Origin of the sequence: Streptomyces sp. LUP47B (genome assembly GCF_001746295.1) — a bacterium.
Taxonomy (GTDB): Bacteria; Actinomycetota; Actinomycetes; order Streptomycetales; family Streptomycetaceae; genus Streptomyces.
In genome coordinates this window covers 46,485-69,547 of record NZ_MJAH01000020.1, presented here as the reverse complement: position 1 = coordinate 69,547, position 23,063 = coordinate 46,485, and the positions used below count along the sequence as shown (strand labels likewise).

The window sequence follows — 23,063 nt, the reverse complement described above, 5'->3', positions numbered from 1 at the left end:
GCAAAGCTTTCGCCAGGTCGCGCGGCACTCCCGGTGAAGAAGGTGTGATCAGCGGGACCGCTCCACGGTGATCCTCCTGCGCCGCCACAACGCCACCGGCACCACACCGACGAGGGCGATCCCCTGCGGCGCGACGGTCAGGGCGGCGGAGGCCGACGACCCGTTGTTGATGCCGGCCTGGTCGAAGGTGTCGGGCTTGGGCAGCGTGCCCCAGCGGTTGAGCGGCCAGGCCTTCACGACGGCGCGCCCGACGACGTCGTCGACCGGGACCATGCCGTGGTGCTTGTCCGACTGGTTGTAGCGCGAGTCACGGGAGTTCTGCCGGTGGTCGCCCATCACCCAGATGTAGCCCTTGGGGACCTTCACCGTGAACTGGCCGCCCTGGTCGTCCTGGCTGCACGGGGTGTTGCCCGCGTAGACGTAGGACGCCTCGCTCAGCGCCTTGCCGTTGACCTTCAGCGGGCCGGTGCCCTCGCAGGAGACCGTGTCACCACCCACGCCGACGACGCGCTTGATGAGGTCCTTCTCCTCGGCGGAGGGCATCAGGCCGATCCAGGAGAGGAACGTCTGTACGGCGTTCGGGTCCGCCGTCGGCTCGCCCGCCAGCCAGTTGTCGGGGTCGTGGAAGACGACCACCTCGCCGCGCTCGGGCTCGGAGCCGAACCACGGGGTGAGCTTGTCGACCAGGACGCGGTCACCCTCCTGGAGGGTGTTCTGCATCGAGTCCGACGGGATCGAGAAGGCCTGCACCAGAAACGTCTTGATCAGCAGCGCCAGTACGAGCGCGATGCCGACCAGGATGGGCAGCTCCTTCCAGAAGGAGCGCTGCTTCTTCGCCTTGGGGGCCGAGTCGCCGGGCCCCCCTCCCTTTACCTCCGTCGCCATGCCGTCCTCGGTCGCCCCGGAGTCACTCCCGGAGGTCACGGCGCTGTCCGCGGCCGGGTCGGCTGCTTCCACGGGGCGTCCGCGGTGCTCCTCGCCGTCGTGCCCGGATCGTGCGCCAACCGCCACATCCCCCACGCCAACTCCTTACTCTGTGCCGCCGCCTGCCCCAGGTTCGGCGCAGGCCCACCACTCCCATAACGAGCGGGAGTTCCGCAGGGCTCGGGAGTTGGATCGCTTCGTTCGGATCCTCGGGAGCAACCCTAAGCGACGCCTGGGAGCCTGAGGTCGTCCCTGGTGCCGAGTCGGCCACGGAAGAGTAAGTTTTCGGTTCTTTCAGTGTCGTCATGTGCCCGAAGGGCCAGGCGATGACCATGGCCCGCCCGACCACCGAGTCCAGGGAGACGGTGCCGCCGTAGTCGGTGTCCTGGTGGGCGCGCGAGTCCGCGGAGTTGCCGCGGTGGTCCCCCATGACCCACAGCCGTCCCTGGGGGACGGTGATGTCGAACTCCTGGGTGGAGGGGGCGTTTCCCGGATAGAGGTAGTCGGTCTCGCTCAGGGGGACGCCGTTGACGGTCACCCGCCCCTGGGTGTCACAGCACTTGACGCGGTCGCCACCGACCCCGACGACCCGCTTGATGAGGTCCTTCTCGTTGTCGGACGGCAGCAGGCCGATGAAGGTCAGGCCCTCCTTGACCTGCTTGACGACGACGGGGTCGTCCTTCTTCGTCGTGGTCTGCTCGTCCTGGAGCCAGCCGCCGGGGTCCTTGAAGACGACGACGTCCCCGCGCTGCGGCTCGGAGCCGAACCACGGGGTGAACTTGTCGACCAGGACGCGGTCGCCGATCCGGATCGTCTGCTCCATCGAGCCGGACGGGATCACGAACGCCTGGACGAGGAAGGTCTTCAGGACCAGGGCTATGAGGACGGCCACGCCGACGAGGAGGGGTATCTCCTTGACCGCGCCCCGCCTCCTGCGCCGCTTGACCTTGCGCTGGAGCTTGCGCCGCTCCGCGCGCGAGCGGCCGCCGCCCGCGGAGCCGGCGGAACGCCGGACGCCGGTGGGCAGCAGATTGTCGGCGGCGGAACTCGACACACCGCGCGGTTTGCCGCGGTTACCCATGCGCACCCTCCGCTGCGGGCACGCGCGCGTAGGCGGCGGAACGGTGCAGACGGGTGGCGTGGCCGGTGGGCCAGACGATCCAGTCGGCCCGTCCGAGCACGTCGTCGACGGGGATCATGCCGCCGCCCGGTGAGCCCAGATGGTTCCGGGAGTCGCTGGAGACGCTGCGGTGGTCACCGAGGACGAAGAGCGCGCCGTCGGGCACCTCGACGTCGAAGGACACCGAGGACGGGCTGTCGCCCGGGTACAGGAAGCCCGATTCGTCGACCGACCGGCCGTTCACCTCGATCCTCCCCACCTTGTCGCAGCAGACCACGTGGTCTCCCCCCACACCCACAACGCGTTTGATGTAGTCCCCGTCCCCGAAATACCCGGTTCCGTCGAACACGACCACATCTCCCCGCCGCGGCTCGGCACCGAAACGGTACGCCAACCTATTTACGAGAACCCGGTCCCCGATCCTCAATCCGTTTTCCATGGATCCGCTGGGAATCTGGAATGGTCTGACCACGAACGTACTGATCAACAGAAGAAAGACCAGGCAGAGCAGCAGGGCCAGGGAGATCCGGCCCCCTGGCAGCCCTTCGGTGATCCTCGACACCAACGCGAAACGCGACCGTCCCTCCACGGCCCCTGGTGCGGGGCGGGAGGAGCGGTCGCGCTCCGTCGGCTGTGCTTCGGTGTCCATCGGAGCCAGATGCTATCCGGCCCCGCTGTGACCTCCGAAAAGCGCTCAGTTGTCGCGCTTCTCCTTGATCTTCGCGGCCTTGCCGCGGAGCTCGCGCAGGTAGTACAGCTTCGCGCGACGCACGTCACCGCGGGTGACGAGCTCGATCTTCTCGACGATCGGGGTGTGCACCGGGAAGGTGCGCTCGACGCCGACGGAGAACGAGACCTTGCGGACCGTGAAGGTCTCGCGGACACCGGCGCCCTGGCGACGGATCACCACGCCCTTGAACTGCTGCACACGGGAGCGGTTGCCCTCGATGACGCGGACGTGGACGTTGACGGTGTCACCCGGGCGGAAGGCCGGGATGTCGGTGCGCAGCGACGCGGAGTCGACGATGTCGAGCAGGTGAGACATTTCGTCTGCTTTCTTCGCCCATGCCACAGGTCATCGGCGGTAGTTAGTGTTTCGTGAGGAGGCTGTCCGTGCCGGGGCGGGCGTCGTATCCCCCTGTGGCAGGGGCGCACGCCGGACGACGCACAACAGCGGCCTATTGTTCCACGCCTTCCGGCCTGCGCCAAAATCGGCCGTACGGCTCCCCCGCCGGGTCCGGCGCCCAGCCCAGGATGGAGAGCATCTCGCGGTCCTTCTTGTCGAAGATCCCCGGGTCACAGCGCTCGATGAGGTCGGGCCTGTTGGCCGCCGTACGCCGGAGTGCCTCGTCGCGGCGCCAGCGGGCGATCTTGCCGTGGTGCCCGCTCAGCAGCACGTCCGGGATGCCGCGGCCGCGCCACTCGGGCGGCTTGGTGTAGACGGGGCCTTCGAGCAGGTTCGCCATGGCTCCGGGCGCGAAGGAGTCGTCCCGGTGCGATTCGGCGTTGCCCAGCACACCGGGTAGCAGCCGGGCCACCGCCTCGGTGACCACCAGTACGGCCGCTTCGCCGCCGGCGAGGACGTAGTCGCCGATGGACACCTCGTGGACGGGCATGCGGGTGGCGTACTCGTCGATCACCCGGCGGTCGATGCCCTCGTAGCGCGCCGGGGTGAAGATCAGCCAGGGGCGCTCGGAGAGCTCCACGGCGAGTTCCTGGGTGAAGGGGCGGCCGCTCGGGGTGGGGACGATGAGCGCGGGCGCGTGGGAGCCCGTCTCGTAGCCGTCCGCGAGCACGCAGTCCAGCGCGTCCCCCCAGGGGTCGGTCTTCATGACCATGCCCGGGCCGCCGCCGTACGGGGTGTCGTCGACGGTGTTGTGCCGGTCGTGCGTCCACTCGCGCAGATCGTGGACGTGCACGTCCAGCTGCCCACGCGCGCGTGCCTTGCCGACCAGGGAGACGTTCAGGGGTTCGAGGTACGCGGGGAAGATCGTGACGACGTCGAGCCGCATCAGGACTCGTCCTCGGAGTCCCGGGAGGACGCGATCTCGGCGCGGTCGTCGATCAGCCCGGGCGGTGGTGTGATGACCGCCTTCTGCTCCGCCAGGTCGATCTCGGCGACGATCTCCTCGACGAAGGGGATCAGCACCTCACTGCCGTCGGGCCGCTCGACGATGAAGAGGTCCTGGGAGGGCAGGTGGGAGATCTCGGTGATCCGGCCGACCTCGACGCCGTCCGCGGTGACCACGTCGAGATCCATCAGCTGGTGGTCGTAGTACTCGTCCTCCTCCTCCGGCAGCTCCTCCGGATCGACCTCGGCGATCAGGAGGGTGTTGCGGAGGGCTTCGGCGGCGCTGCGGTCCTTCACGCCCTCGAAGCGCAGGAGGAGACGGCCGCTGTGGACGCGGCCGGTCTCGATGGTGAGCGGCCCCGTGGAGGCCGGGTCGGTGGCCAGGACGGCACCGGGGGCGAGCCTGAGTTCGGGCTCGTCGGTTCGTACCTCGACGGTGACGTCGCCCTTGATGCCGTGGGCGCGGCCGATCCGTGCGACTACCAGCTGCACTGTGCTTGCTCTCCTGTCATACGACTACGGGCCGGGGACGGCCCGATGGCCCTCCCCGGCCCGAGCCGGTGCTGCGTTTGACGTCAGCGGACGTGGTCGACGTCGACGAGGTCGACGCGGACACCGCGGCCGCCGATGGCACCCACGACGGTGCGCAGAGCACGCGCGGTGCGGCCGTTGCGGCCGATCACCTTGCCGAGGTCGTCGGGGTGGACCCGGACCTCGAGAACGCGCCCGCGGCGCAGGTCGCGCGAGGCGACCTGCACATCGTCAGGGTTGTCGACGATGCCCTTCACGAGGTGCTCGAGAGCCTCCTCGAGCATGCTCAGGCCTCGGTCGACCCGGACTCGGCCGGAGCCTCGTCCTTCTTCTCAGCCTTCTTCTTCTGGGTGATGGCCTCACCCTTGCCCTCGTCGTCGCCACCAAGGGCCTCGAACGAGGGACGCGCGGCCTTCTCGGCCGGCTGGAGCAGCGGAGCAGGGGCGGGCTCGCCCTTGAACTTCTGCCAGTCGCCGGTCTTCTTCAGGATGGCGAGCACGGGCTCGGTCGGCTGTGCGCCGACACCGAGCCAGTACGCCACACGGTCGGCGTCGACCTCGATGCGCGAGGGGTTCTGCACCGGGTGGTACAGGCCGATCTCCTCGATCGCACGGCCGTCACGGCGAGTGCGGGAGTCGGCGACGACGATGCGGTAGTGAGGCGAACGGATCTTGCCCAGACGCTTCAGCTTGATCTTGACTGCCACGGGAGTGGGTTCTCCTGGATTTGACGTGGTTGGGCACGGCGAGACTGCCGCGTGGGGTTGCGGTACCCGAGTGCCCGATGGACGCGTCAGCCGGAGGCGAGAGGGTTCCTGTGCGGCTGTCGAGTACAGCTAGCCATTGTGCCACACCCCGCGGCTCACCTCGGACCGAGGCCGCGCACGTGCATGCCTGAGGGGCACCCGGCGTGCCAGGTGCCCTCCGGCCGACCGCGACTGCCACGAGCAGCCGCGATCTCAGCCTGCCGCCGCGCCCACGACGTCGGGGATGCGGAACGGCTTGCCGCAGCCCCCGCAGACGATCGGCGCCTGGGCCAGGACGGAGGGGACGACCCTCACATTGCGGCCGCAGTCGCAGACCGCCTTGACCCGGACCCCGCCTCCGGAGGAGCCGTGACGGGCCGCCGGTCCCCGGAAGGAGCGGGCGGTGTCGGCGGAGGTCGCCGCCGTGTGGGCCTTGAGGGCGCGCTGGAGCTGATCGATGGTCGGGCGATAGCGACGCTTTGCCTCGGGGGTGAGCGTGACCAGTGAGAAGCCGCTGCTCGGGTGCGGCTCCTCGGGGTGGTCCAGGCCCATCTCCTCGGCGATCGCGAGGAATCTGCGGTTGTGGTAGCGGCCGGCGCGGGAGGTGTCGCGGATGCCTCGCGCGGCGGCGATGCCGTGGACTGCCTCATGAAGCAGTCGCTCGAAGGAGAGTTCGTGACCGCACGCGGACGACGACTCCCCGATCAGGGACTCTGGCGCGGCAAGGTCGGGCAGTTCGGGGTGGTACCGCTGAATGTCGGCCCACGCCTCTGCCAGCTCTGCGGCGAGAACAGGTGGTGTCTGTGTCGTGCTCACGTAATGACAACGAGCCGGGGTGCCCCAGTGTTCCTATTCCGGGGCATCCCAAATAATTTGCACGTACCCGTCAGTTGCCGCTGATGCGTGGAGACGAGGGCGGGTGCGCTGATCTGCGGAGAAGCCTCACAGCTCATACCAAGCTGGTGCGTAGTGTGAGGTACGCCCCAGCGCGTAGATCGTGTCCACGCGCCGGTGCGGTTGTGATCCGCAGTTGCGCAAGAGGCGTTTCGGCCGCTCTCGCACCGGAAGGGCTCTGCCTCAGTAAGCGCGCGCGACGACCGCGACGTTACCGGGCGCGTCGTCGGCACTCGGCACCGACCCGTCCTCCGCGACCAGACACCGTACGGTCACCGCGTGCTCGGCCAGCCCGGCCTCGCCTTCTTCGCCGAGGGTGGCCCACGGGATCCGCGCCCAGCCGCCGGCGACGGCGGCCTCGACGGCTTCGCCGAACGTCGACACCTCGGTCGTACGGGACTCGCGGCGCTCGCGGGACTGGGCCAGCAGCAGCGCCTGGTCCTCCTCGAGGACGGCCGGGAGCAGTCGTACGAGATCCTCGACGGCGATCGCTTGCTTGCCTCCCGGGATCCGCCGCGCCACCATCGCGGTGCCGCTCTCCAGGTCACGGGGCCCGACCTCGACGCGGACCGGTACGCCCTTGAGCTCCCAGTCGACCGCGCGGCGGCCGAAGGGGGTGTCGGTGCGGTCGTCGACGTGGACGCGGATGCCCGCCGCCCTCAACCGGTCGCCGATCTCGCGGACCTTGGCCAGAACCGGCTCGTCGCCCTTGATCGCGAGGACGACGACCTGGGTCTGCGCGAGCCGCGGCGGGACGCGGAGACCGTGGTCGTCGCCGTGCATCATCACCAGGGCGCCGATCATGCGGGTGGTCGAGCCCCAGGAGGTCTGCCAGACGAGTTCCTGGGTGCCGTCCTTGGACAGGTACGAGGTGTTGAAGGCCTTGGCGAAGTTCTGGCCCAACTCGTGGCTGGTGGCCATCTGGAGGGCCTTGCCGTCGCCCATCATGCCTTCGAGCGTCAGAGTGTTGACGGCCCCGGCGAAGCGCTCCTTGACGGTCTTGCGGCCGGCGACGACGTCCATGGCGAGGACATCGGTCATGAAGTCCTCGTAGACCTGCCGGTGGATGTGCGAGGCGAACGCACGCGCGTCCTCCTCGGTCGCGTGCGCGGTGTGCCCCTCCTGCCACAGGAACTCCGTCGTCCGCAGGAAGAGCCGGGGCCGGAGTTCCCAACGCACCACGTTCGCCCACTGGTTGATCAGCAGCGGCAGGTCGCGGTAGCTCTGCACCCACTTCGAGAAGTAATCGTTGATGATCATCTCGGAGGTGGGGCGGACGACCGCGGGCTCCTCGAGTTCCTTGCCGCCGCCGTGGGTGACCACCGCGAGTTCGGGCGCGAACCCCTCGACATGGTCGGCCTCGCGGGTGAGGTACGACTGCGGGATCAGCAGCGGGAAGTACGCGTTCTGGGTGCCCGTCTCCTTGATGCGGGCGTCCATCTCGGCCTGCATCCGCTCCCACAGTCCGTACCCGTACGGTCGGATGACCATGGTGCCGCGCACCGGACCGTTGTCGGCCAGTTCGGCCTTGCTGATCAGATCCTGGTACCAGCGCGGGAAGTCGTCCGCCCGGGGTGTGAGAACAGGTGCCTTTGCCATGGCGCGATGTTACGGGCGCAGATTGCCGGGATGTGAATTCTTTTCCCCGGCACATGCCAACCGGCAACCGGGCCCTTCTGCCTCTGGACGAGCGGTCGAGTGCGGAGTTACCTGGCATACGGGGGAAGTGCGAGCGCACGTCACGGGGGCTACGAAATCAGGCACAGAGACAACTCTCGGCGGATTGGGGCGCTTATCCATGACACCTACGCTCGTGCGGCAGCACCTGTCTCATACGGGAGCGGGATCCCGTGCGGACCTCGGTGCACGCGCGCGTGACTGGTCCGAGATCCAGGAGCGGATGCTGGTTCCGCTGTACGAGGCCGTCTACGAGCGACTGGAAGTGGGCTCCGCGACGCGGGTGTTGGGCCTCGGCTGCGGCAGCGGGCTCGCCCTGCTGATGGCGTCCTCAAGAGGCGCCGCGGTCGCCGGTGTCGAGCCGTCCTGCCCGGAACGGCTGGCGCTCGCGCGGCAGCGGCTGCTGCCGGAGACGGGGGGCACACGCGCGCGTGCCGGCACCCGGCTCGTCGAGGGAACCCCCGGGGACACCGCCGACGACGGCACTCCCCCGTACACCCTTGTGACCGCCTTCGAGCCGATCGGGTGTCTCGCGGGCGACTCGGAGGGGCTCGGTGAACTTCTCGCCTCGGCGATCCCGCTCACCCAGCGGGGAGCGCCCGTGGCGCTCGTCGGCTGGGGTCCGCCGGAGCGGTGCGCCACGTCGTCCGTGCTGCGGGTGGCCACCAAGCTGGCGGATCCGCTGCGCAGCACGGGCAGTTGGCGCCCGGCCCTGCGCGACGACCTGGAGGAGGTCGCCCAGCGGGCGGGCCTGAGGCCCGACGGCTCGGGGCGAGTGTCCTGCCCCTTCGGGTACGCCGGTCTCGACAGCGCGCTCAAGGGGCTGCTGTCGACCGGGCTCTTCGACGCGGCCATCGAGGCGACCGACCAGGCACAGGTGGACAAGGAAGTGACGGAAGCCCTGCATCCGTATCAGCGCCGGGACGGCACGGTGTGGATGCCGAACGTCTTCCGTTACCTGATCGCGAGGGTCCCCTAGGCCTCCCCTAGGGCCTGTTGCGAAAGTGGCCTCTGCCGTCCGACGCCCGGCACGCACTCTCGCCGCACCGCCCGAAAGCCCGAATACGCCCAGTACGAGGCCTTCCGGGCGGCACGCCGAGAGCACGCACCGAACGCCGCGCGGCCGCCCTCCGGGCGACGAGGCCACTTTCGCAACAGGCCCTAGACCTCCGTGTCCTTCTTCAGCCGTGTGATCCCGGCGATCCGGTACGCGTCCGTCTCCTCCAGCGTCTCGCTCGCCAGCAGGGCCTCGGCCAGCGCGTTCAGCTGCCCCCGGTGCTCGGTGAGCTTACGGAGGGCCTCCGCGTAGCAGTCGTCCACGATCCGCCGCATCTCACTGTCGATCACATCGAGGGTCTGGGGTGCGGCGGCGAGGCCGTACGCCTGCTGGGCGTCGCTGGGGAGGGCGGACAGGCGTCCCACCCGCTCGCTCATCCCCCACCGCGCGACCATCCCGCGCGCGATGTTCGTGACCTGTTCGAGGTCGTTCTCGGCGCCGGTCGTGACGACGCCGTACACGACCTGTTCCGCGGCCATGCCGCCGAGCGCGCCGATGATCCGGCCGCGCAGGTATTCCTCGGAGAGCGCGTACCGCTCCACCTCGGGCGTCGACATGGTCACTCCGAGCGCCCGGCCGCGCGGCACGATCGTCACCTTGCGGACCGGGTCGGCGCCGGGCTGCAGCATGCCGAGGAGGGCGTGCCCGCTCTCGTGGTACGCGGTACGACGCCGGTCCTCCTCCGGCATCACCAGCGTGCGCTCCGCCCCGAGCTGCACCTTCTCCAGGGCTTCCGACAGGTCGGACTGCGTCACCTGCTCCTGCTTGCGCTTCACGGCGAGCAGCGCGGCCTCGTTGGCGAGATTGGCCAGATCCGCCCCTGTCATGCCCGGGGTCGTGCGCGCCACCCGGGCCAGGTCCACCTCGGGCGCGAGCGGGATCTCGCGGGTGTGGATGGCGAGGATCGCCTCGCGTCCGGCGCGGTCCGGCGGGGAGACGTTGACCACCCGGTCGAAGCGGCCAGGCCGGGTCAGCGCCGGGTCCAGGATGTCGGCGCGGTTGGTCGCCGCGATGACGACGACGCCCTCGGACCCCGAGAAGCCGTCCATCTCGGTGAGGATCTGGTTCAGCGTCTGCTCGCGCTCGTCGTGACCGCCCACCGAGGCGCCGCCGCTGCGGACCCGCCCGATGGTGTCGATCTCGTCGATGAAGATGATCGACGGGGCCACCTTGCGGGCCTCGGCGAACAGCTCACGGACCCGGGACGCGCCGACTCCGACGATCATCTCGATGAACTCGGAGGCCGAGGCGGAGAAGAACGGCACGCCCGCCTCGCCCGCCACGGCACGCGCCAGCAGGGTCTTGCCGGTGCCGGGCGAACCGGCGAGCAGCACACCGCGGGGCATCTTCGCGCCCATCCTGCGGTAGACGTCGGGATGCTCCAGGAAGTCGACGACGTCGTCCAGCTCGCCCTTGACCTCGTCGATGCCGGCCACGTCGGCGAAGGTGGTGCGCTGGGTGCCGGGCCGCAGGCCCACCGGCTTGGGCGGCGCCTTGCGCCCGAGCATGCCGCCCGCACCACCCAGCCCGCCGCCGAGCCGCCGGGCGAAGAAGATCCACACGGCGGCCAGGAGGACGATCGGCACCAGCGAGAGCAGCAGGTTGGGCAGCAGACCGCGCTGCTGCACGACCGGTCGCGCGGTCACCGTGACGTCGTGTCTGCTCAGGTGCTGCCAGAGGGCGTCGTCGGCGAATGCCGGGCGCTGGGTCCTGAACGTGGTGTACTTGCCGCCGCCGTCGGGATCGTCCCGGGACTGCTTGAGCTGGCCCTGGATCGCGTCGCCCTTGGAGTAGATCTTGTCGACGTTGCCCGCGTCGACCTGTCTGCTGAACTCCGTGTAGGAGATCGTCGGCTCGTCGCCGCCGCCGAGGTAGTTCAGCCCGACGTACACCAGCAGGAAGACGATGACCGCGGTGACGGCCAGGCCCCACCAGCGGCCGCGCGGCCGCCTCCCGCCAGGGGGCCGTGGTCCGTCGTCCGGGGTGCCCTCGGTGCGCCAGGGCTGGTCGGGGGCTTTGCGCGCCGGAGCGGCATTGCTCATATCTGGACGTTACGGCAGACCTCGGGCCTCGGCACGCGCTGAGGGCGCCCTCCGGCAGGGAGGGCGCCCTCGACGTCGTACGGGGACTCAGCCCATGAACTTCTTGAACTCGTCCGGCAGCTCGAAGTCCTGCGGGGCCTGCTGGCCGGGCACGCCGAAGGCGCTGCCCGCCTGGGCAGCCCTGCGCTCGGCCTCCTCCTGCTCCTGCTGCTTGCGCTTCATCGGGTTGCCGGAGCGCTGCTTGCCCTTGGCCTTCTTGGGCTGCTTCTTGGAGCGGCCGGGGCCGCCGCCCATGCCCGGGACACCCGGCATCCCCGGCATTCCGCCGCCCTGAGCCATGCGCGACATCATCTTGCGGGCCTCGAAGAACCGCTCGACGAGGTTCTTGACCGCGCTGACCTCGACGCCGGAGCCCTTGGCGATACGGGCGCGGCGCGAGCCGTTGATGATCGTGGCGTCGGCGCGCTCGGCCGGGGTCATCGACTTGATGATGGCGGCCGTGCGGTCGACGTCCCGCTCGTCGAGGTTGTTGATCTGGTCCTTGATCTGGCCCATGCCCGGGAGCATGCCGAGCAGCTTGGAGATGCTGCCCATCTTCCGGACCTGCTCCATCTGGGCCAGGAAGTCGTCCAGGGTGAAGTCCTGGCCCTTCTTGGACGCCAGCTTGGAGGCCATCTTCTCGGCCTCTTCCTGGCTGAACGTCTTCTCCGCCTGCTCGATCAGGGTGAGCAGGTCACCCATGTCGAGGATGCGGGAAGCCATCCGGTCAGGGTGGAAGGCGTCGAAGTCCTCGAGCTTCTCGCCGTTCGACGCGAACATGATCGGCTTGCCGGTGATCTGCCGGATCGACAGGGCCGCGCCACCGCGGGCGTCACCGTCGAGCTTGGAGAGCACCACGCCGTCGAAGCCGACGCCGTCGCGGAAGGACTCGGCGGTGTTGACCGCGTCCTGACCGATCATCGCGTCGACGACGAAGAGGATCTCGTCGGGCGAGACGGCGTCGCGGATGTCCGCGGCCTGCTGCATCAGTTCCTGGTCGATACCCAGGCGGCCGGCGGTGTCCACGATCACGATGTCGTGGACCTTGGACTTCGCGAACTCGATGGAGTCCTTGGCGACCTTGACCGGGTCACCGACGCCGTTGCCCGGCTCGGGCGCGTAGACCGCGACACCGGCGCGCTCGGCGACGACGCTGAGCTGGTTGACGGCGTTGGGACGCTGGAGGTCGGCGGCGACGAGCAGCGGCGAGTGGCCCTGCTCCTTCAGCCAGTGGCCGAGCTTGCCCGCGAGGGTGGTCTTACCGGCACCCTGGAGACCCGCCAGCATGATCACGGTGGGCGGGTTCTTGGCGAACCGCAGCCGCCGGGTCTCGCCGCCGAGGATCGTGACGAGCTCGTCGTTCACGATCTTCAGGACCTGCTGGGCGGGGTTCAGCGCCCGCGAGACATCGGCACCGAGGGCACGCTCCTTGACGTTCTTGATGAACGTCCGGACGACCGGGAGGGCCACGTCCGCTTCCAGAAGGGCGATCCGGATCTCGCGCGCGGTGGCGTCGATGTCCGCCTCGGAGAGCCGTCCCTTGCCGCGCAGGTTCTTGAAAGTCGCTGAGAGGCGATCGGAAAGAGTATCGAACACGGCGCTCGCGGTCCTCGGGGTCGGTGGCAGCTGGGAATCGCCCTCCAGGGTATCCCGGCGACACACGTAGCCGGGATCCCCCGGTCAGCCCCGCAGGGTCTCCTCCAGCTTCCGGGCCACGGAAGCCGCTTCACCGGCCCCGAGCGGGGCGCCCTTGCCGTCGGTGACGTAGAAGGCGTCCACCGCGTTGGCGCCCAGCGTCGACACGTGCGCGCTGCGCATCCGCACCCCGGCGTCCTCCAGGGCGCGCCCGATGCGGAACAGCAGTCCCGGGGCGTCCTGGGCCCGCACCTCGATCACCGTCGCGTGCCGGGAGGCCGCCGGAGCGACCGTCACGCGGGCGGCGGGCGCGATAACACCCCGGCGCCTCGGATACGCGGCGTCGCGCTCGGCCAGCCGCCCGGCGACGTCCAGTGAGCCGTCCAGGGCCCGTACGAGATCGGCGCGCAGCCGGGCGGCCTGGGGCAGCGAGCCGTACTGGGCGGCGACCCGCCAGTTCAGCAGGAGCACGGAGCCCTCGACGCCGTCGGGCAGGTCCAGGGCCCGCAGCTCCGCGGTACGCACGGTCAGCCGGTGCACGGCCAGCACCCCGGCGACTGCGGGCAGTACCCGAGGCTGGTCCGGTACGGCGATGAGGAGCTCCACGCCGAGCGGCTCGGGGTCTCCGGCGGGCTGGCCCTCCGTGAGAGCCGGCGGTTCGGTCTGCGCGCGCAGGGACAGCACCGGGCTGCCGGTCGCCACCGCCTCGATGGCGAGCCGCTCCTGCTCGGCGGTGGGCGCGACGGCCTCCGGCTCGTCGGGGTCGTCCCCGGCGAGCACGGCGGCCACCCTCTTGACCAGGTCGGCGACGAGCGAGCCCCGCCAGGACGACCAGGCGGCCGGCCCGGTGGCCAGGGCGTCCGCCTCGGTCAGCGCGTGCAGCAGCTCCAGCGTGCCCTGCGATCCGACCGCCTCGGCGACCGACCGCACGGTGGCCGGGTCCTCCAGGTCACGCCGGGTGGCCGTGTCCACGAGCAGCAGGTGGTGCCGTACGAGCGTCGCGAGTACGGCGACGTCGTCGCGGTCGAAGCCGATGCGCGCGGCGACGTCCTTCGCGATGATCTCGCCGGCCACCGAGTGGTCGCCGGGCCAGCCCTTGCCGATGTCGTGCAGCAGTGCGGCGACGAGCAGCAGGTCGGGGCGGTGGACGCGCCGGGTGAACTCCGAGGCGCGGACGGCCGTCTCGATCAGGTGCCGGTCGACGGTCCAGATGTGCACGGCGTTGCGCTGGGGACGGCACCGCACCCGCTCCCAGTCGGGCAGCATCCGGGTGATCAGCCCCTCGGCCTCCAGCGCCTCCCAGACGTCGATGGTGGGCTGGCCCGAGCCGAGCAGGGTCACGAGCTGCTCACGCGCCTCGGCGGGCCAGGGCGTGGGCAGGGGGCGCACTCCGGCCGCCATGCGCCGTACGGCGTGCAGGGAGAGCGGGAGTCCGGCCTGGGCGGCGGCGGCCGCGGCACGCAGCGGGAGCACGGGGTCGCGATCGGGGCGCGCGGCGCGGGCGAGCACCACCTCGCCGTCCTGCTCGACGACCCCCTCGGCCAGCGGCGACCTCTCGGCCACCGGCTTGCCGCCCCCGAGCATGGCGCGCAGCCGCGGCCGCACGGCACGCGACCTGAGGACGCGTCCCACCTCGCGCCAGGTGACGTCACTGGCGTACGAGATGACCCGCGCGGCTTCGTAGACCTGCCGCAGCAGGGTGTCGGCGTCGAGCAGCCCGAGCTCGGCGGCGACCTGATCCTGTTCCTGGAGCGCGAGCCGGTCGGTCGCGCGGCCCGTCGTCAGATGCAGGGCGTCCCGGACGTCGAGCAGTCGCCGCCGGGCGTCGTCGAGGCCCTCGCGCGGGGCGTCGGCCAGCCAGGAGGCGGCGACGGCACGCAGGGCGGTGGCGTCCCTGAGGCCGCCCCGGGCCTCTTTGAGATCGGGTTCGAGCAGGTACTGCAGTTCGCCCTGGCGCTCGGCACGCTCGGCGCACAGTTCCTGGAGCTCGGGAAGGCGCTTGGGGGCCTGGTTGCGCCAGTCGGCCAGGACCGCGGTGCGCAGGCCCGCGGTGAGCCCCAGATCGCCGGCGATGTGGCGGGCGTCCAGGAGGCCGAGCTGGACCTTCAGATCCTCCGCGGCCGTCTTGCGGGCCTCCGCCGGCGTGCGCACGGAGTGGTCGAGGGCGAGCCCGAGGTCCCACACGGGGTACCAGATGCGGTCGGCCAGCGCGGCGACCGCGCCGGAGTCACCGCCGTCGTGCAGCAGGACCAGGTCCAGGTCGCTGCGCGGGGACAGCTCGCCCCGGCCGTAACCGCCGACCGCGATCAGGGAGACCCCGCGCAGTGCCTCGGCACCCGCGGTGAACAGCCCCGAGAGCCAGTCGTCCGTCAGGTCGGAGAGGGCCGAACGGCGCGGCGGCCCGGACCGCGCCCCCTCTTGGAGGAGGCGCAGCCGGGCCGCCGCGTAGCCGCTGGGTCCCGAGTCCTCTACGTCCTTGTGCACGTCCGTGCTCGTCACCCAGTAGCTCCAGTTCTGTTCTTCGGTCAGAGCGCGTCCGGGCCGCGCTCGCCCGTCCGGACCCGTACCGCGGTCTCGACCGGCAGGGACCAGACCTTGCCGTCACCGATCTTGCCGGTACGGGCCGCCTTGACGATGACGTCGATCAGCTGCTCGGCGTCGTCGTCCTCGGCGAGGACCTCGATGCGGATCTTCGGGACCAGGTCAACGGTGTACTCGGCACCGCGGTAGACCTCGGTGTGGCCCCGCTGACGACCGTAGCCGCTCGCCTCGGTGACCGTCAGGCCGTGGACCCCGAAGGCCTGGAGGGCTTCCTTGATCTCGTCGAGCCGGTGGGGCTTGACGACGGCGGTGATGAGCTTCATGCGTCCACCTTCTTGCCCGCGCCGTCGGCCGGGGCCGTGACGGAGGTCCGGGCGGCGCCACCACCGGCACCGCTGAAGTCGTATGCGGTCTCGGCGTGCTCGGCCTGGTCGATGCCCGAGATCTCCTCGTCCTCACTGACCCGCATGCCGATCGTCTTGTCGAGCAGGAAGGCCAGGATCGCGGAGGCGATCAGGGAGTAGGCGAGGACCGCGAAGACACCGGCGCACTGCTTCCAGAACTGGTCCAGGCCACCGCCGTAGAAGAGGCCCTCGACGTCGGACTGGCCCTTGCCGCTGGCGAAGAAGCCGATCAGCAGGGAGCCGAGGATGCCGCCGACCATGTGGACACCGACGACGTCCAGGGAGTCGTCGTAGTTGAACCGGTACTTCAGGCCGACGGCCGCGGCGCAGCCGACGCCGGCGATGGCGCCGATGCAGATCGCGCCGATCGGGGTGATCGCGCCACCGGACGGGGTGATGGCGACCAGACCGGCGACCGCGCCGGAGGCGGCGCCCAGCGTGGTGAACGCGCCGTGGCGGATCTTCTCGTAGGCGAGCCAGGCGAGCATGGCGGCCGCGGTGGCGATCTGCGTGTTGACGAACATCAGCGAACCGACGCCGTCGTCGTTGCCGAGCCACGAGCCGGCGTTGAAGCCGAACCAGCCGAACCACAGCAGGCCCGCGCCGAGCATGACCAGCGGGAGGCTGTGCGGGCGCATCGGGTCGCGCTTGAAGCCGACGCGCTTGCCGATGACCAGGATCACACCGAGCGCCGCGGCACCCGCGTTGATGTGGACCGCGGTACCACCGGCGAAGTCGATCACACCGAGCTCGAAGGCCCAGCCGCCGGTGCCCCAGACCCAGTGGGCGACCGGGAAGTACACGACCGTCGCCCACAGGGCCACGAAGAGCGCCCAGGCGGAGAACTTCACGCGGTCGGCGATCGCGCCGCTTATCAGGGCGGGCGTGATGATGGCGAACATCATCTGGAAGACGGCGAAGGCGAGGACCGGGATCGTGTACCCGGACCAGATGTCGCCCTTGTCGATGCCGGTCCATCCGAAGAAGTCGGATTCCCAGCCGATGAGCGAGCCGTGGTCCGTACCGAACGCCATGGAGAAGCCGTACACCACCCACAGGATGGTGACGATACCCATGCTGATGAAGCTCATCATCAGCATGTTGAGGGTGCTCTTGACGCGGACCATGCCTCCGTAGAAGAAGGCGAGTCCCGGCGTCATGACGAGCACCAGAGCGGAACAGATCAGCATGAAGCCTGTGTTGGCCACAGACAGCTTGTCTGCGGCGAGCGTGATGGCGGTTGGTGCCATCGGCGTCTCCTCGTCGTAGGTACGGCCCCGTGCGGGCGAAGCCAGAGCGGAATGAGGGGTGGGCCGGTTATGCGCCATGAGATTCGCGCAGCGCGGTTTCGGTGGAAGCCCCTCGTTGTTTCGCCGCCGTGACGAAGACGCCTTGCGTGTTACGCGTCGATGAACTGGCAGATATGGGCCGCGTCGATCGTTATCGTGGCGCAACCTTCGCTCAAGGAGTCAAACCGGCCGCGGTCGGCCTTCCGATGACCTGGCATGGGGGAGCCGAGTCGGGCAGTTCGGGAGGGCCGGCCGCGGCCGGGGTTCCGGGGATTCAGACGGCTTCCGCGGTCTCCGGGAGTTCCACGGCGAGCTTCTCGGTGAGATCCACGACCTCGGCGAGATCACCGAAATCGCGTACAGCCGTGTCGACCGTCTTTCGGATACGAGTGTTGACCCGCTCGGAGCGGACCTTCTTGGCGATGTGCATGGCCTGTTCCACCAGTACGGTGCTCTGCTCGGGTTCGCGCCGGAGCAGATGCACCGTGGCCATGCCGATGAGATTGAGTGCGTACGACCGCTGGTGCTCGCCGTCCTTGGAGAAGCGCTCCACCGCCCGCTGCATGAGGGGCTCGGCCAGGGAGGCGTAGGTGGGGCTGCGACCGGCCACGTAGGCCAGGTCCCGGTAGGAGTGGGAGTTCTCGCCGTACAGCTCGGCCTCCGAGAAGAACCGGATCCAGTCGGGGTCCGGCTCGTCCCAGTCGTCGGCGTCGGCGAAAACGTCCTCGGCCATCCGGACCGCCCTCTTGCACTTGCCGGGCTGTCCCATGTTGGCGTAGGCGCGGGCCTCCATCGCATACAGCATCGACTGGGTGCGCGGGCTCGCACAGTCCCGGCTGCCGTACTGCGCGAGGTGGATCAGCTCCAGGGCGTCCTCGGGCCGCCCGAGGTGGATCATCTGACGGCTCATGCTGGACAGGACATAGGAGCCGAGCGGCTTGTCGCCGGCCTCCTTGGCCGCGTGCAGGGCGAGGACGAAGTACTTCTGCGCGGTGGGCTGCAGCCCCACGTCGTACGACATCCAGCCCGCGAGTTCCGCCAGTTCGGCGGCGACCTTGAACAGCTTGCGGGTGGTGGTCTCGGGCTGGGGCTCCTGGAGGAGGTCCGTCACCTCGTGCAGCTGGCCCACGACCGCCTTGCGGCGCAGGCCGCCGCCGCACTGGGCGTCCCACTGGCGGAACATCTCGGTCGTCGACTCGAGGAGGTCGAGCTCGGGCTTGGAGAGACGGCCGACGCGCCGGGACGAGGCGGGGTCCGGTTCCCGGTGCGGGGTGGCGGGGGGCCCGGGGACGAGCCACCGCTGCATGGGCTCGATGAGGGACGGGCCCGCGGACAGGACCAGCGAAGTCCCGAGGAAGCCGCGCCGCGCCAACATGAGGTCGCTGCGCGAGAACTCGCTGAGCAGGGCCACGGTCTGCGGGCCCGTCCAGGGCAGGTCGACCCCGGTCGCGGACGGCGACTGGCGGGCGGCGCGCAGTCCGAGGTCCTCGACGGAGACGACGCATCCGAACCGCTCGGAGAACAGCTCGGACAGGATCCTGGGGATGGGTTCGCGGGGGTTCTCGCCGTCCAGCCAGCGGCGCACCCGCGAGGTGTCGGTGGAGATGTGGTTGGCCCCCAACTGGCGGGCTCTGCGGTTGACCTGGCGGGCGAGCTCGCCCTTCGACCAGCCGCTGCGCACGAACCAGGAGGTGAGCAGTTCGTTGGGGCGCTTGTCGGCCTGAGAGGACATCTGCGCGGCGCTCCCGGCGCCCGTCCCGCTTCCGCTGTTGCCGCCCACTGGAACGCCCCCATCCCTGAGACCACTTGTCGCCGAGTGCGCCAAGCCTTATCAGAATGCCGGTAAATACAGCCGTTCGTCCGGCAGTTGTCAGCCTTCGAACGGGGAACCGACTTGCCTCCGGCATACCCACAAGCGCATGTGCCCCCAGGACTCGTGCACTCAAAGTAACCCTACGATCACGCGTCCAGCCATGGCGATCCCGGAAACGCCACCATTCGCCACCCCTTCGAATGAACCTACGGTCACCTCCGCACGATTCACTTGACATAGACCGAGCAGGGGTAGGCGGAGCGGTGCACTCAGGGGCGCACATGACCTGACGCACCACCCGGGGCACCTCCGAGCGCCGATGTCGCCCGGAAGAAGCAACGGAGAGTGACTGGCCGCGTCCGTCGCGTAACCACCGGCGCGCTGGACCCGTTGGAGGGGGCATGGGCTTCACGATCGGCGGCATTCGGGAGATCCGTTCCGGTACCCGCAGGCGCGGCCGCTCCTCGGAGTGCACCACCGTCGCCGAGTTCACCGGACTCTGGGGCTGGGACGTCGTTCCGGGCGCGCGCGCTTCGGCCGGCGCCTGCTCCTGCGGCCGCGCGGACTGCCGTGAGCCCGGCGCCCACCCCCTCGACTTCGCACCCCCGGTCCCGGCCGGGGCCACGCTCGACGACGTGACCAAGGCGTGGTCGGAGTTCCCCGGCGCCTCGGTGATGCTGCCCGTCGGCCGTGCCTTCGACGTCATCGAGGTCGCCGAGCCGGCCGGGCGCCGCGCCCTGGTCCGCCTGGAGCGCATGGGCCTGCCCCTCGGCCCGGTGACCGCGACCCCCGAGGGCCGCGCCCAGTTCTTCGTCGCCCCCGGCGCCGCGTCCGACCTGAGCGAACTCCTCTACCGCATGGGCTGGGACGACGCCGCCTCCCTCGACCTGCGCGGCCTGGGCTCGGGCACGTACCTCACGGCTCCGCCGTCGGACCGGGGCGGCCTGGGGCCGGTGCGGTGGCTGCGGCCACCCTCCCTGGACACGGCCACGAAGCCGCCGGCGGCCCGTCTGCTGCTGGGCACCCTGGCATACGTGGCCCACCGGTCACAGGCGTAGGACGTACGGCGTACACAGCGAAGCGCCCGCTCCCAACTGCACCTTGGGGGCGGGCGCTTCTTCGCGAGTACGGCTTTTCACTCGCCGATCAGCGCGTCCACGAACGCTTCCGGCACGAACGGCGCCAGGTCGTCGGCGCCCTCTCCGAGGCCGATCAGCTTGACCGGCACGCCCAGTTCACGCTGGACCGCGACCACGATGCCACCCTTGGCCGTGCCGTCCAGCTTGGTCAGGACGATGCCGGTGATGTCGACGACCTCGGCGAAGACGCGGGCCTGCACCAGACCGTTCTGCCCGGTGGTGGCGTCCAGGACCAGCAGCACCTCGTCGAGCGGGGCGTGCTTCTCGACGACCCGCTTGACCTTGCCGAGTTCGTCCATGAGACCGGTCTTGGTGTGCAGCCGCCCCGCGGTGTCGATGAGGACCACGTCGATCCCCATCTCCTTGCCCTCCTTCACCGCGTCGAAGGCGACGGAGGCGGGGTCGCCGCCCTCGGGTCCGCGCACGGTGTGGGCGCCCACCCGCTCGCCCCAGGTCTGCAGCTGGTCGGCGGCGGCGGCACGGAAGGTGTCCGCGGCGCCCAGGACCACGCTCCGTCCGTCGGCCACGAGGACGCGCGCGAGCTTGCCGGTGGTGGTGGTCTTGCCGGTGCCGTTGACCCCGACGACCATGACGATGCCCGGCTTGCGCTCCGCGGGCTCGGTCTTCACCGTGCGGTCGACCTCGGTGCCGACCAGTTTGAGCAGTTCCTCGCGCAGCAGTCCGCGCAGCTCGTCCGGGGTGCGCGTGCCGAGCACCTTCACCCGCTCGCGCAGCCCGTCGACCAGCTCCTGGGTGGGGGCCACGCCGACGTCGGCGGTGAGGAGGATGTCCTCGATCTCCTCCCAGGTGTCGTCGTCGAGGTGCTCGCGCGACAGGAGCGTGAGCAACCCCTTGCCGAGCGCGTTCTGCGAGCGGGAGAGCCGGGAGCGCAGCCGGACCAGGCGGCCGGCGGTGGGCTCCGGGATTTCGATCTCGGTCGGGGGGAGCTCTTCTACGACGGGCGGCGCCGAGCCGTCCGGGAGGTCCACCTCCTCTATGGTCCGGCGCGGTTCGTCGCGCGGCGTCTCGGCCTCGTCGCCGACGTGCGGCTCGGCCGGAGGGGCGGTGATGTCGGGGGCGGCGGGAGGCGGCGGGGGCAGCGGCTTCTTGCGCCGACTGCCGACGACGAGCCCGCCGAGCACACCGAGCACGACCACGGCGATGACTACAGCAAGGATGACGGTTTCCATAACGCACCCAGTATCGGCCATGGGTCACGGCCGCACCCAGCGCGTGTTTTCACACAGGGAAAATAGCCACAAAGGGACTTTTGGTAGGACTAACGGCTCCCACAAGCGGTCCGGGCCGGCGCGTGCGCCTGCCGGCACCGGGGCGGCTTCAGCCCGGCAGCGGTCACCGCGTGGGCGGGACGGCCTCGGCACGGGCTCCTCCGCACGGCGGTCGAGTGGTTCACCGGCCCGCTCGCCTCGAACAACCCGGTCGGCGAGTACGGCCTCGGCCGGGCGGCGACGATCGCGATCTCGGGGCTGCCGTACGCGGCGCTGCTCAAGCCTGCTCTCGTCGACCGGCCCGGCGGACGGCCGATCGGGTCGACACCCCCGCCGGACCGTCCCTCGCCCTTCGGCACGCGCGTGCCGTCTCCATGGCAATCTGATGCCCCGTCAGCTACCGTCCCCGCACCATCCGCCCGGTGAAGGGGGACCCCCATGCCCGTCACGGTCGTCCGTTTCAACCTCGTCGAGCCCGGCGCGACGCCCGCGTCCCTCAGCGCCCGCTACCGGGCCGCCCTGGACATGGCCGCGTACGCCGACGAGCACGGGATCACCACCGTGCAGACCGAGGAGCACCACGGCGTCGACAACAACTGGCTGCCGTCGCCGTTCGCCTTCGCGGGCGCGGTGTTCGGCGCGACGCGGAGGATCGCGGTCACCGTCTCCGCCGTGATCGGCCCGCTGCACGACCCTCTCCGCCTGGCCGAGGAGATCGCCGTACTGGATCTGCTGAGCGGCGGACGGCTGGTGACGGTCGCCGGGATCGGGTACCGGCCGGAGGAGTACGCCCTGTTCGACGTGGAGTGGAGGCGGCGCGGCCGTCTCCAGGACGAGCTGCTCGAGACCCTGCTGAAGGCCTGGACCGGCGAGGAGTTCGAGTACCGGGGTCGTACCGTACGGATCACCCCGCGCCCCTTCACCGACCCGCACCCCCTCCTCCTGGTCGGCGGCTCCTCCAAGGCCGCCGCCCGCCGGGCCGCTCGCCTGGGTCTCCCCTTCTTCCCCAGCGCCCACCTCCCAGAACTGGAGGCCTACTACAAGGAGCGGCTGGTCGAGTACGGCACCGAGGGCTGGACCATGATGCCGACGGCCGAGACACCGTTGCTGCACATCGCCGAGAACCCGGACGAGGCGTGGGCGCGTCACGGAGAGCACTTCCTCCACGAGGCCCGGACCTACGCCTCCTGGCAGTCCGGCGACATCCGCTCGGCGGTGCGGTCGGCGGCCGCGAGCGTGGAGGAGCTGCGCGCGGAGGGCGTGTACCGGATTCTGACACCGGACGAGTGCGTCGAGCAGGGGCTCGACAATCTCGTCCTGCATCCACTGGCGGGCGGGATGCCGGTGGAGGAGGGGTGGCGGAGTCTGCGGTTGTTCGCGGAGGAGGTGCTTCCCGTACTGAACGGCTGAGCCGGGCGATCTCCGGTGGTCGACGAGGACTCGGCGATGCTCCACTGAGCCCATGAGCTTGTTGGTGGACGTGTTCGTCCGGGAGCCGGACGGCAAGCGGCGGATACTTGACGTGCCGGACGGCGTGTACCAGTCCGGCGGCTTCGAGTCGTGGCGTACGACGGTGTGGGGTTCGGAGTTCGTGCGCTCGCTCGGTGCGCGCTTCCTGCCCGTGCTCGCCTACCAGGACCTCTATGTCGAGGCCGAGGACGTGCCGGAGTTCCGGCGCGAGGTCGCCCTGCTGCACGCCCGTCTCGACGAGGTCGCCCACAGCACGCAGCGGCCACGGACGGTCGAGGAGCACCGGCACCAGATCGAGACCAGGTTGCAGATCATCGAGGAGAGCATCCGCAAGGCCCTGGAGATCGGCGGAGGCGTCCTCATCTGGTGACCCGCGGGGACAGCACCGCCGCCCCCGGTCCAGGCGGTTGCCGGACCAGGGGCGGCGGAGGGTTCGGGGAGAA

At 70.2% G+C, this 23,063-nt stretch carries 21 protein-coding genes; 4 read left to right on the top strand and 17 right to left on the bottom strand.

Translation table 11 applies throughout. The features are described 5' to 3' along the window. Positions 1-48: 48 nt before the first annotated feature. The 10 genes from lepB (BFN33_RS41625) to proS all read right to left on the bottom strand — a co-directional run bounded on the left by lepB (BFN33_RS41625) (position 49) and on the right by proS (position 7,884). Positions 49-1,020, bottom strand: a complete 972-nt coding sequence (gene lepB / locus BFN33_RS41625; RefSeq protein ID WP_079141306.1) for a signal peptidase I — start codon at positions 1,018-1,020, stop codon at positions 49-51. Then, entirely contained in the window at positions 908-2,005 is a 1,098-nt protein-coding gene (gene lepB, locus BFN33_RS41620; RefSeq protein ID WP_069765423.1) for a signal peptidase I, read from the bottom strand. The genes lepB (BFN33_RS41625) and lepB (BFN33_RS41620) overlap by 113 nt, the downstream gene beginning before the upstream one ends. Further along, positions 1,998-2,693: a signal peptidase I gene (gene lepB / locus BFN33_RS41615; protein WP_069765422.1), complete on the bottom strand. Its 696-nt coding sequence runs from the start codon at positions 2,691-2,693 to the stop codon at positions 1,998-2,000. The genes lepB (BFN33_RS41620) and lepB (BFN33_RS41615) overlap by 8 nt, the downstream gene beginning before the upstream one ends. 45 nt (positions 2,694-2,738) lie before the next feature. Continuing rightward, positions 2,739-3,089 carry a 50S ribosomal protein L19 gene (rplS, locus tag BFN33_RS41610; protein WP_069765421.1) on the bottom strand — a complete coding sequence of 117 codons (351 nt, stop codon included), beginning with the start codon at positions 3,087-3,089 and terminating at the stop codon, positions 2,739-2,741. 133 nt (positions 3,090-3,222) lie between these two features. Continuing rightward, positions 3,223-4,056, bottom strand: a complete 834-nt coding sequence (trmD, locus tag BFN33_RS41605; protein ID WP_069765420.1) for a tRNA (guanosine(37)-N1)-methyltransferase TrmD — start codon at positions 4,054-4,056, stop codon at positions 3,223-3,225. Next, on the bottom strand, positions 4,056-4,607 hold the full coding sequence (gene rimM / locus BFN33_RS41600; RefSeq protein WP_069765419.1) for a ribosome maturation factor RimM: 552 nt from the start codon (positions 4,605-4,607) through the stop codon (positions 4,056-4,058). Before rimM ends, trmD begins: the two co-directional genes overlap by 1 nt. 83 nt (positions 4,608-4,690) lie before the next feature. Further along, positions 4,691-4,930: an RNA-binding protein gene (locus tag BFN33_RS41595; protein ID WP_005479813.1), complete on the bottom strand. Its 240-nt coding sequence runs from the start codon at positions 4,928-4,930 to the stop codon at positions 4,691-4,693. Positions 4,931-4,932: 2 nt separating this feature from the next. Beyond that, positions 4,933-5,352 carry a 30S ribosomal protein S16 gene (gene rpsP / locus BFN33_RS41590; protein ID WP_069765418.1) on the bottom strand — a complete coding sequence of 140 codons (420 nt, stop codon included), beginning with the start codon at positions 5,350-5,352 and terminating at the stop codon, positions 4,933-4,935. A 252-nt stretch (positions 5,353-5,604) separates the two neighbouring features. Next, a complete protein-coding gene (locus BFN33_RS41585; RefSeq protein WP_069765417.1) occupies positions 5,605-6,207 on the bottom strand; it encodes a hypothetical protein in 603 nt (200 codons plus the stop codon). A 261-nt stretch (positions 6,208-6,468) separates the two neighbouring features. Then, the gene (gene proS, locus BFN33_RS41580; RefSeq protein ID WP_069765416.1) at positions 6,469-7,884 is read right to left on the bottom strand and encodes a proline--tRNA ligase; all 1,416 of its coding nucleotides are present in this window, start codon (positions 7,882-7,884) and stop codon (positions 6,469-6,471) included. Between the two features lie 199 nt (positions 7,885-8,083). Between proS and BFN33_RS41575 the strand changes: the two genes are divergently transcribed. Then, positions 8,084-8,941, top strand: a complete 858-nt coding sequence (locus BFN33_RS41575) for a class I SAM-dependent methyltransferase (RefSeq protein WP_079141305.1) — start codon at positions 8,084-8,086, stop codon at positions 8,939-8,941. Between the two features lie 182 nt (positions 8,942-9,123). On the opposite strand, the gene ftsH is transcribed toward BFN33_RS41575, so the two are convergent. From ftsH to BFN33_RS41545, 6 genes are all read right to left on the bottom strand, one after another. Next, positions 9,124-11,061, bottom strand: coding sequence for an ATP-dependent zinc metalloprotease FtsH (ftsH, locus tag BFN33_RS41570; protein WP_069765414.1), 1,938 nt, complete (start codon positions 11,059-11,061; stop codon positions 9,124-9,126). 87 nt (positions 11,062-11,148) lie between these two features. Then, entirely contained in the window at positions 11,149-12,696 is a 1,548-nt protein-coding gene (gene ffh, locus BFN33_RS41565) for a signal recognition particle protein (RefSeq protein WP_069765413.1), read from the bottom strand. An 84-nt stretch (positions 12,697-12,780) separates the two neighbouring features. Continuing rightward, positions 12,781-15,234 carry a [protein-PII] uridylyltransferase gene (locus BFN33_RS41560; protein WP_069765412.1) on the bottom strand — a complete coding sequence of 818 codons (2,454 nt, stop codon included), beginning with the start codon at positions 15,232-15,234 and terminating at the stop codon, positions 12,781-12,783. Between the two features lie 26 nt (positions 15,235-15,260). After that, positions 15,261-15,599 (bottom strand): P-II family nitrogen regulator, encoded by a 339-nt coding sequence (locus BFN33_RS41555; RefSeq protein WP_003997576.1) that lies wholly within the window; start codon positions 15,597-15,599, stop codon positions 15,261-15,263. Then, complete coding sequence (locus BFN33_RS41550; protein ID WP_069765411.1) at positions 15,596-16,930, bottom strand: ammonium transporter; 1,335 nt, start codon at positions 16,928-16,930, stop codon at positions 15,596-15,598. The genes BFN33_RS41555 and BFN33_RS41550 overlap by 4 nt, the downstream gene beginning before the upstream one ends. 313 nt (positions 16,931-17,243) lie before the next feature. Beyond that, positions 17,244-18,749, bottom strand: a complete 1,506-nt coding sequence (locus BFN33_RS41545) for a hypothetical protein (RefSeq protein WP_069765410.1) — start codon at positions 18,747-18,749, stop codon at positions 17,244-17,246. A 434-nt stretch (positions 18,750-19,183) separates the two neighbouring features. On the opposite strand from BFN33_RS41545, the gene BFN33_RS41540 reads away from it, so the two are divergent. Next, positions 19,184-19,840 carry a bifunctional DNA primase/polymerase gene (locus BFN33_RS41540; protein WP_069765409.1) on the top strand — a complete coding sequence of 219 codons (657 nt, stop codon included), beginning with the start codon at positions 19,184-19,186 and terminating at the stop codon, positions 19,838-19,840. 77 nt (positions 19,841-19,917) lie between these two features. On the opposite strand, the gene ftsY is transcribed toward BFN33_RS41540, so the two are convergent. Further along, a complete protein-coding gene (gene ftsY, locus BFN33_RS41535) occupies positions 19,918-21,111 on the bottom strand; it encodes a signal recognition particle-docking protein FtsY (RefSeq protein ID WP_069765408.1) in 1,194 nt (397 codons plus the stop codon). A 477-nt stretch (positions 21,112-21,588) separates the two neighbouring features. Here ftsY and BFN33_RS41530 point away from each other — a divergent pair, with 477 nt between their 5' ends. Beyond that, positions 21,589-22,560, top strand: a complete 972-nt coding sequence (locus BFN33_RS41530; protein WP_069765407.1) for an LLM class flavin-dependent oxidoreductase — start codon at positions 21,589-21,591, stop codon at positions 22,558-22,560. Between the two features lie 52 nt (positions 22,561-22,612). Next, the gene (locus BFN33_RS41525) at positions 22,613-22,990 is read left to right on the top strand and encodes a hypothetical protein (RefSeq protein ID WP_069765406.1); all 378 of its coding nucleotides are present in this window, start codon (positions 22,613-22,615) and stop codon (positions 22,988-22,990) included. Positions 22,991-23,063 lie beyond the last annotated feature (73 nt).

Excerpts from the sequence above, each read along its gene's own strand:
- lepB (WP_069765423.1), bottom strand. The coding sequence starts at position 2,005 with ATGGGTAACCGCGGCAAACCGCGCGGTGTGTCGAGTTCCGCCGCCGAC.
- lepB (WP_069765422.1), bottom strand. The coding sequence starts at position 2,693 with ATGGACACCGAAGCACAGCCGACGGAGCGCGACCGCTCCTCCCGCCCC.
- rplS (WP_069765421.1), bottom strand. The coding sequence starts at position 3,089 with ATGTCTCACCTGCTCGACATCGTCGACTCCGCGTCGCTGCGCACCGAC.
- trmD (WP_069765420.1), bottom strand. The coding sequence starts at position 4,056 with ATGCGGCTCGACGTCGTCACGATCTTCCCCGCGTACCTCGAACCCCTG.
- BFN33_RS41595 (WP_005479813.1), bottom strand. The coding sequence starts at position 4,930 with ATGCTCGAGGAGGCTCTCGAGCACCTCGTGAAGGGCATCGTCGACAAC.
- proS (WP_069765416.1), bottom strand. The coding sequence starts at position 7,884 with ATGGCAAAGGCACCTGTTCTCACACCCCGGGCGGACGACTTCCCGCGC.
- BFN33_RS41575 (WP_079141305.1), top strand. The coding sequence starts at position 8,084 with ATGACACCTACGCTCGTGCGGCAGCACCTGTCTCATACGGGAGCGGGA.
- ftsH (WP_069765414.1), bottom strand. The coding sequence starts at position 11,061 with ATGAGCAATGCCGCTCCGGCGCGCAAAGCCCCCGACCAGCCCTGGCGC.
- BFN33_RS41555 (WP_003997576.1), bottom strand. The coding sequence starts at position 15,599 with ATGAAGCTCATCACCGCCGTCGTCAAGCCCCACCGGCTCGACGAGATC.
- BFN33_RS41550 (WP_069765411.1), bottom strand. The coding sequence starts at position 16,930 with ATGGCACCAACCGCCATCACGCTCGCCGCAGACAAGCTGTCTGTGGCC.
- BFN33_RS41540 (WP_069765409.1), top strand. The coding sequence starts at position 19,184 with ATGGGCTTCACGATCGGCGGCATTCGGGAGATCCGTTCCGGTACCCGC.
- ftsY (WP_069765408.1), bottom strand. The coding sequence starts at position 21,111 with ATGGAAACCGTCATCCTTGCTGTAGTCATCGCCGTGGTCGTGCTCGGT.
- BFN33_RS41530 (WP_069765407.1), top strand. The coding sequence starts at position 21,589 with ATGCCCGTCACGGTCGTCCGTTTCAACCTCGTCGAGCCCGGCGCGACG.
- BFN33_RS41525 (WP_069765406.1), top strand. The coding sequence starts at position 22,613 with ATGAGCTTGTTGGTGGACGTGTTCGTCCGGGAGCCGGACGGCAAGCGG.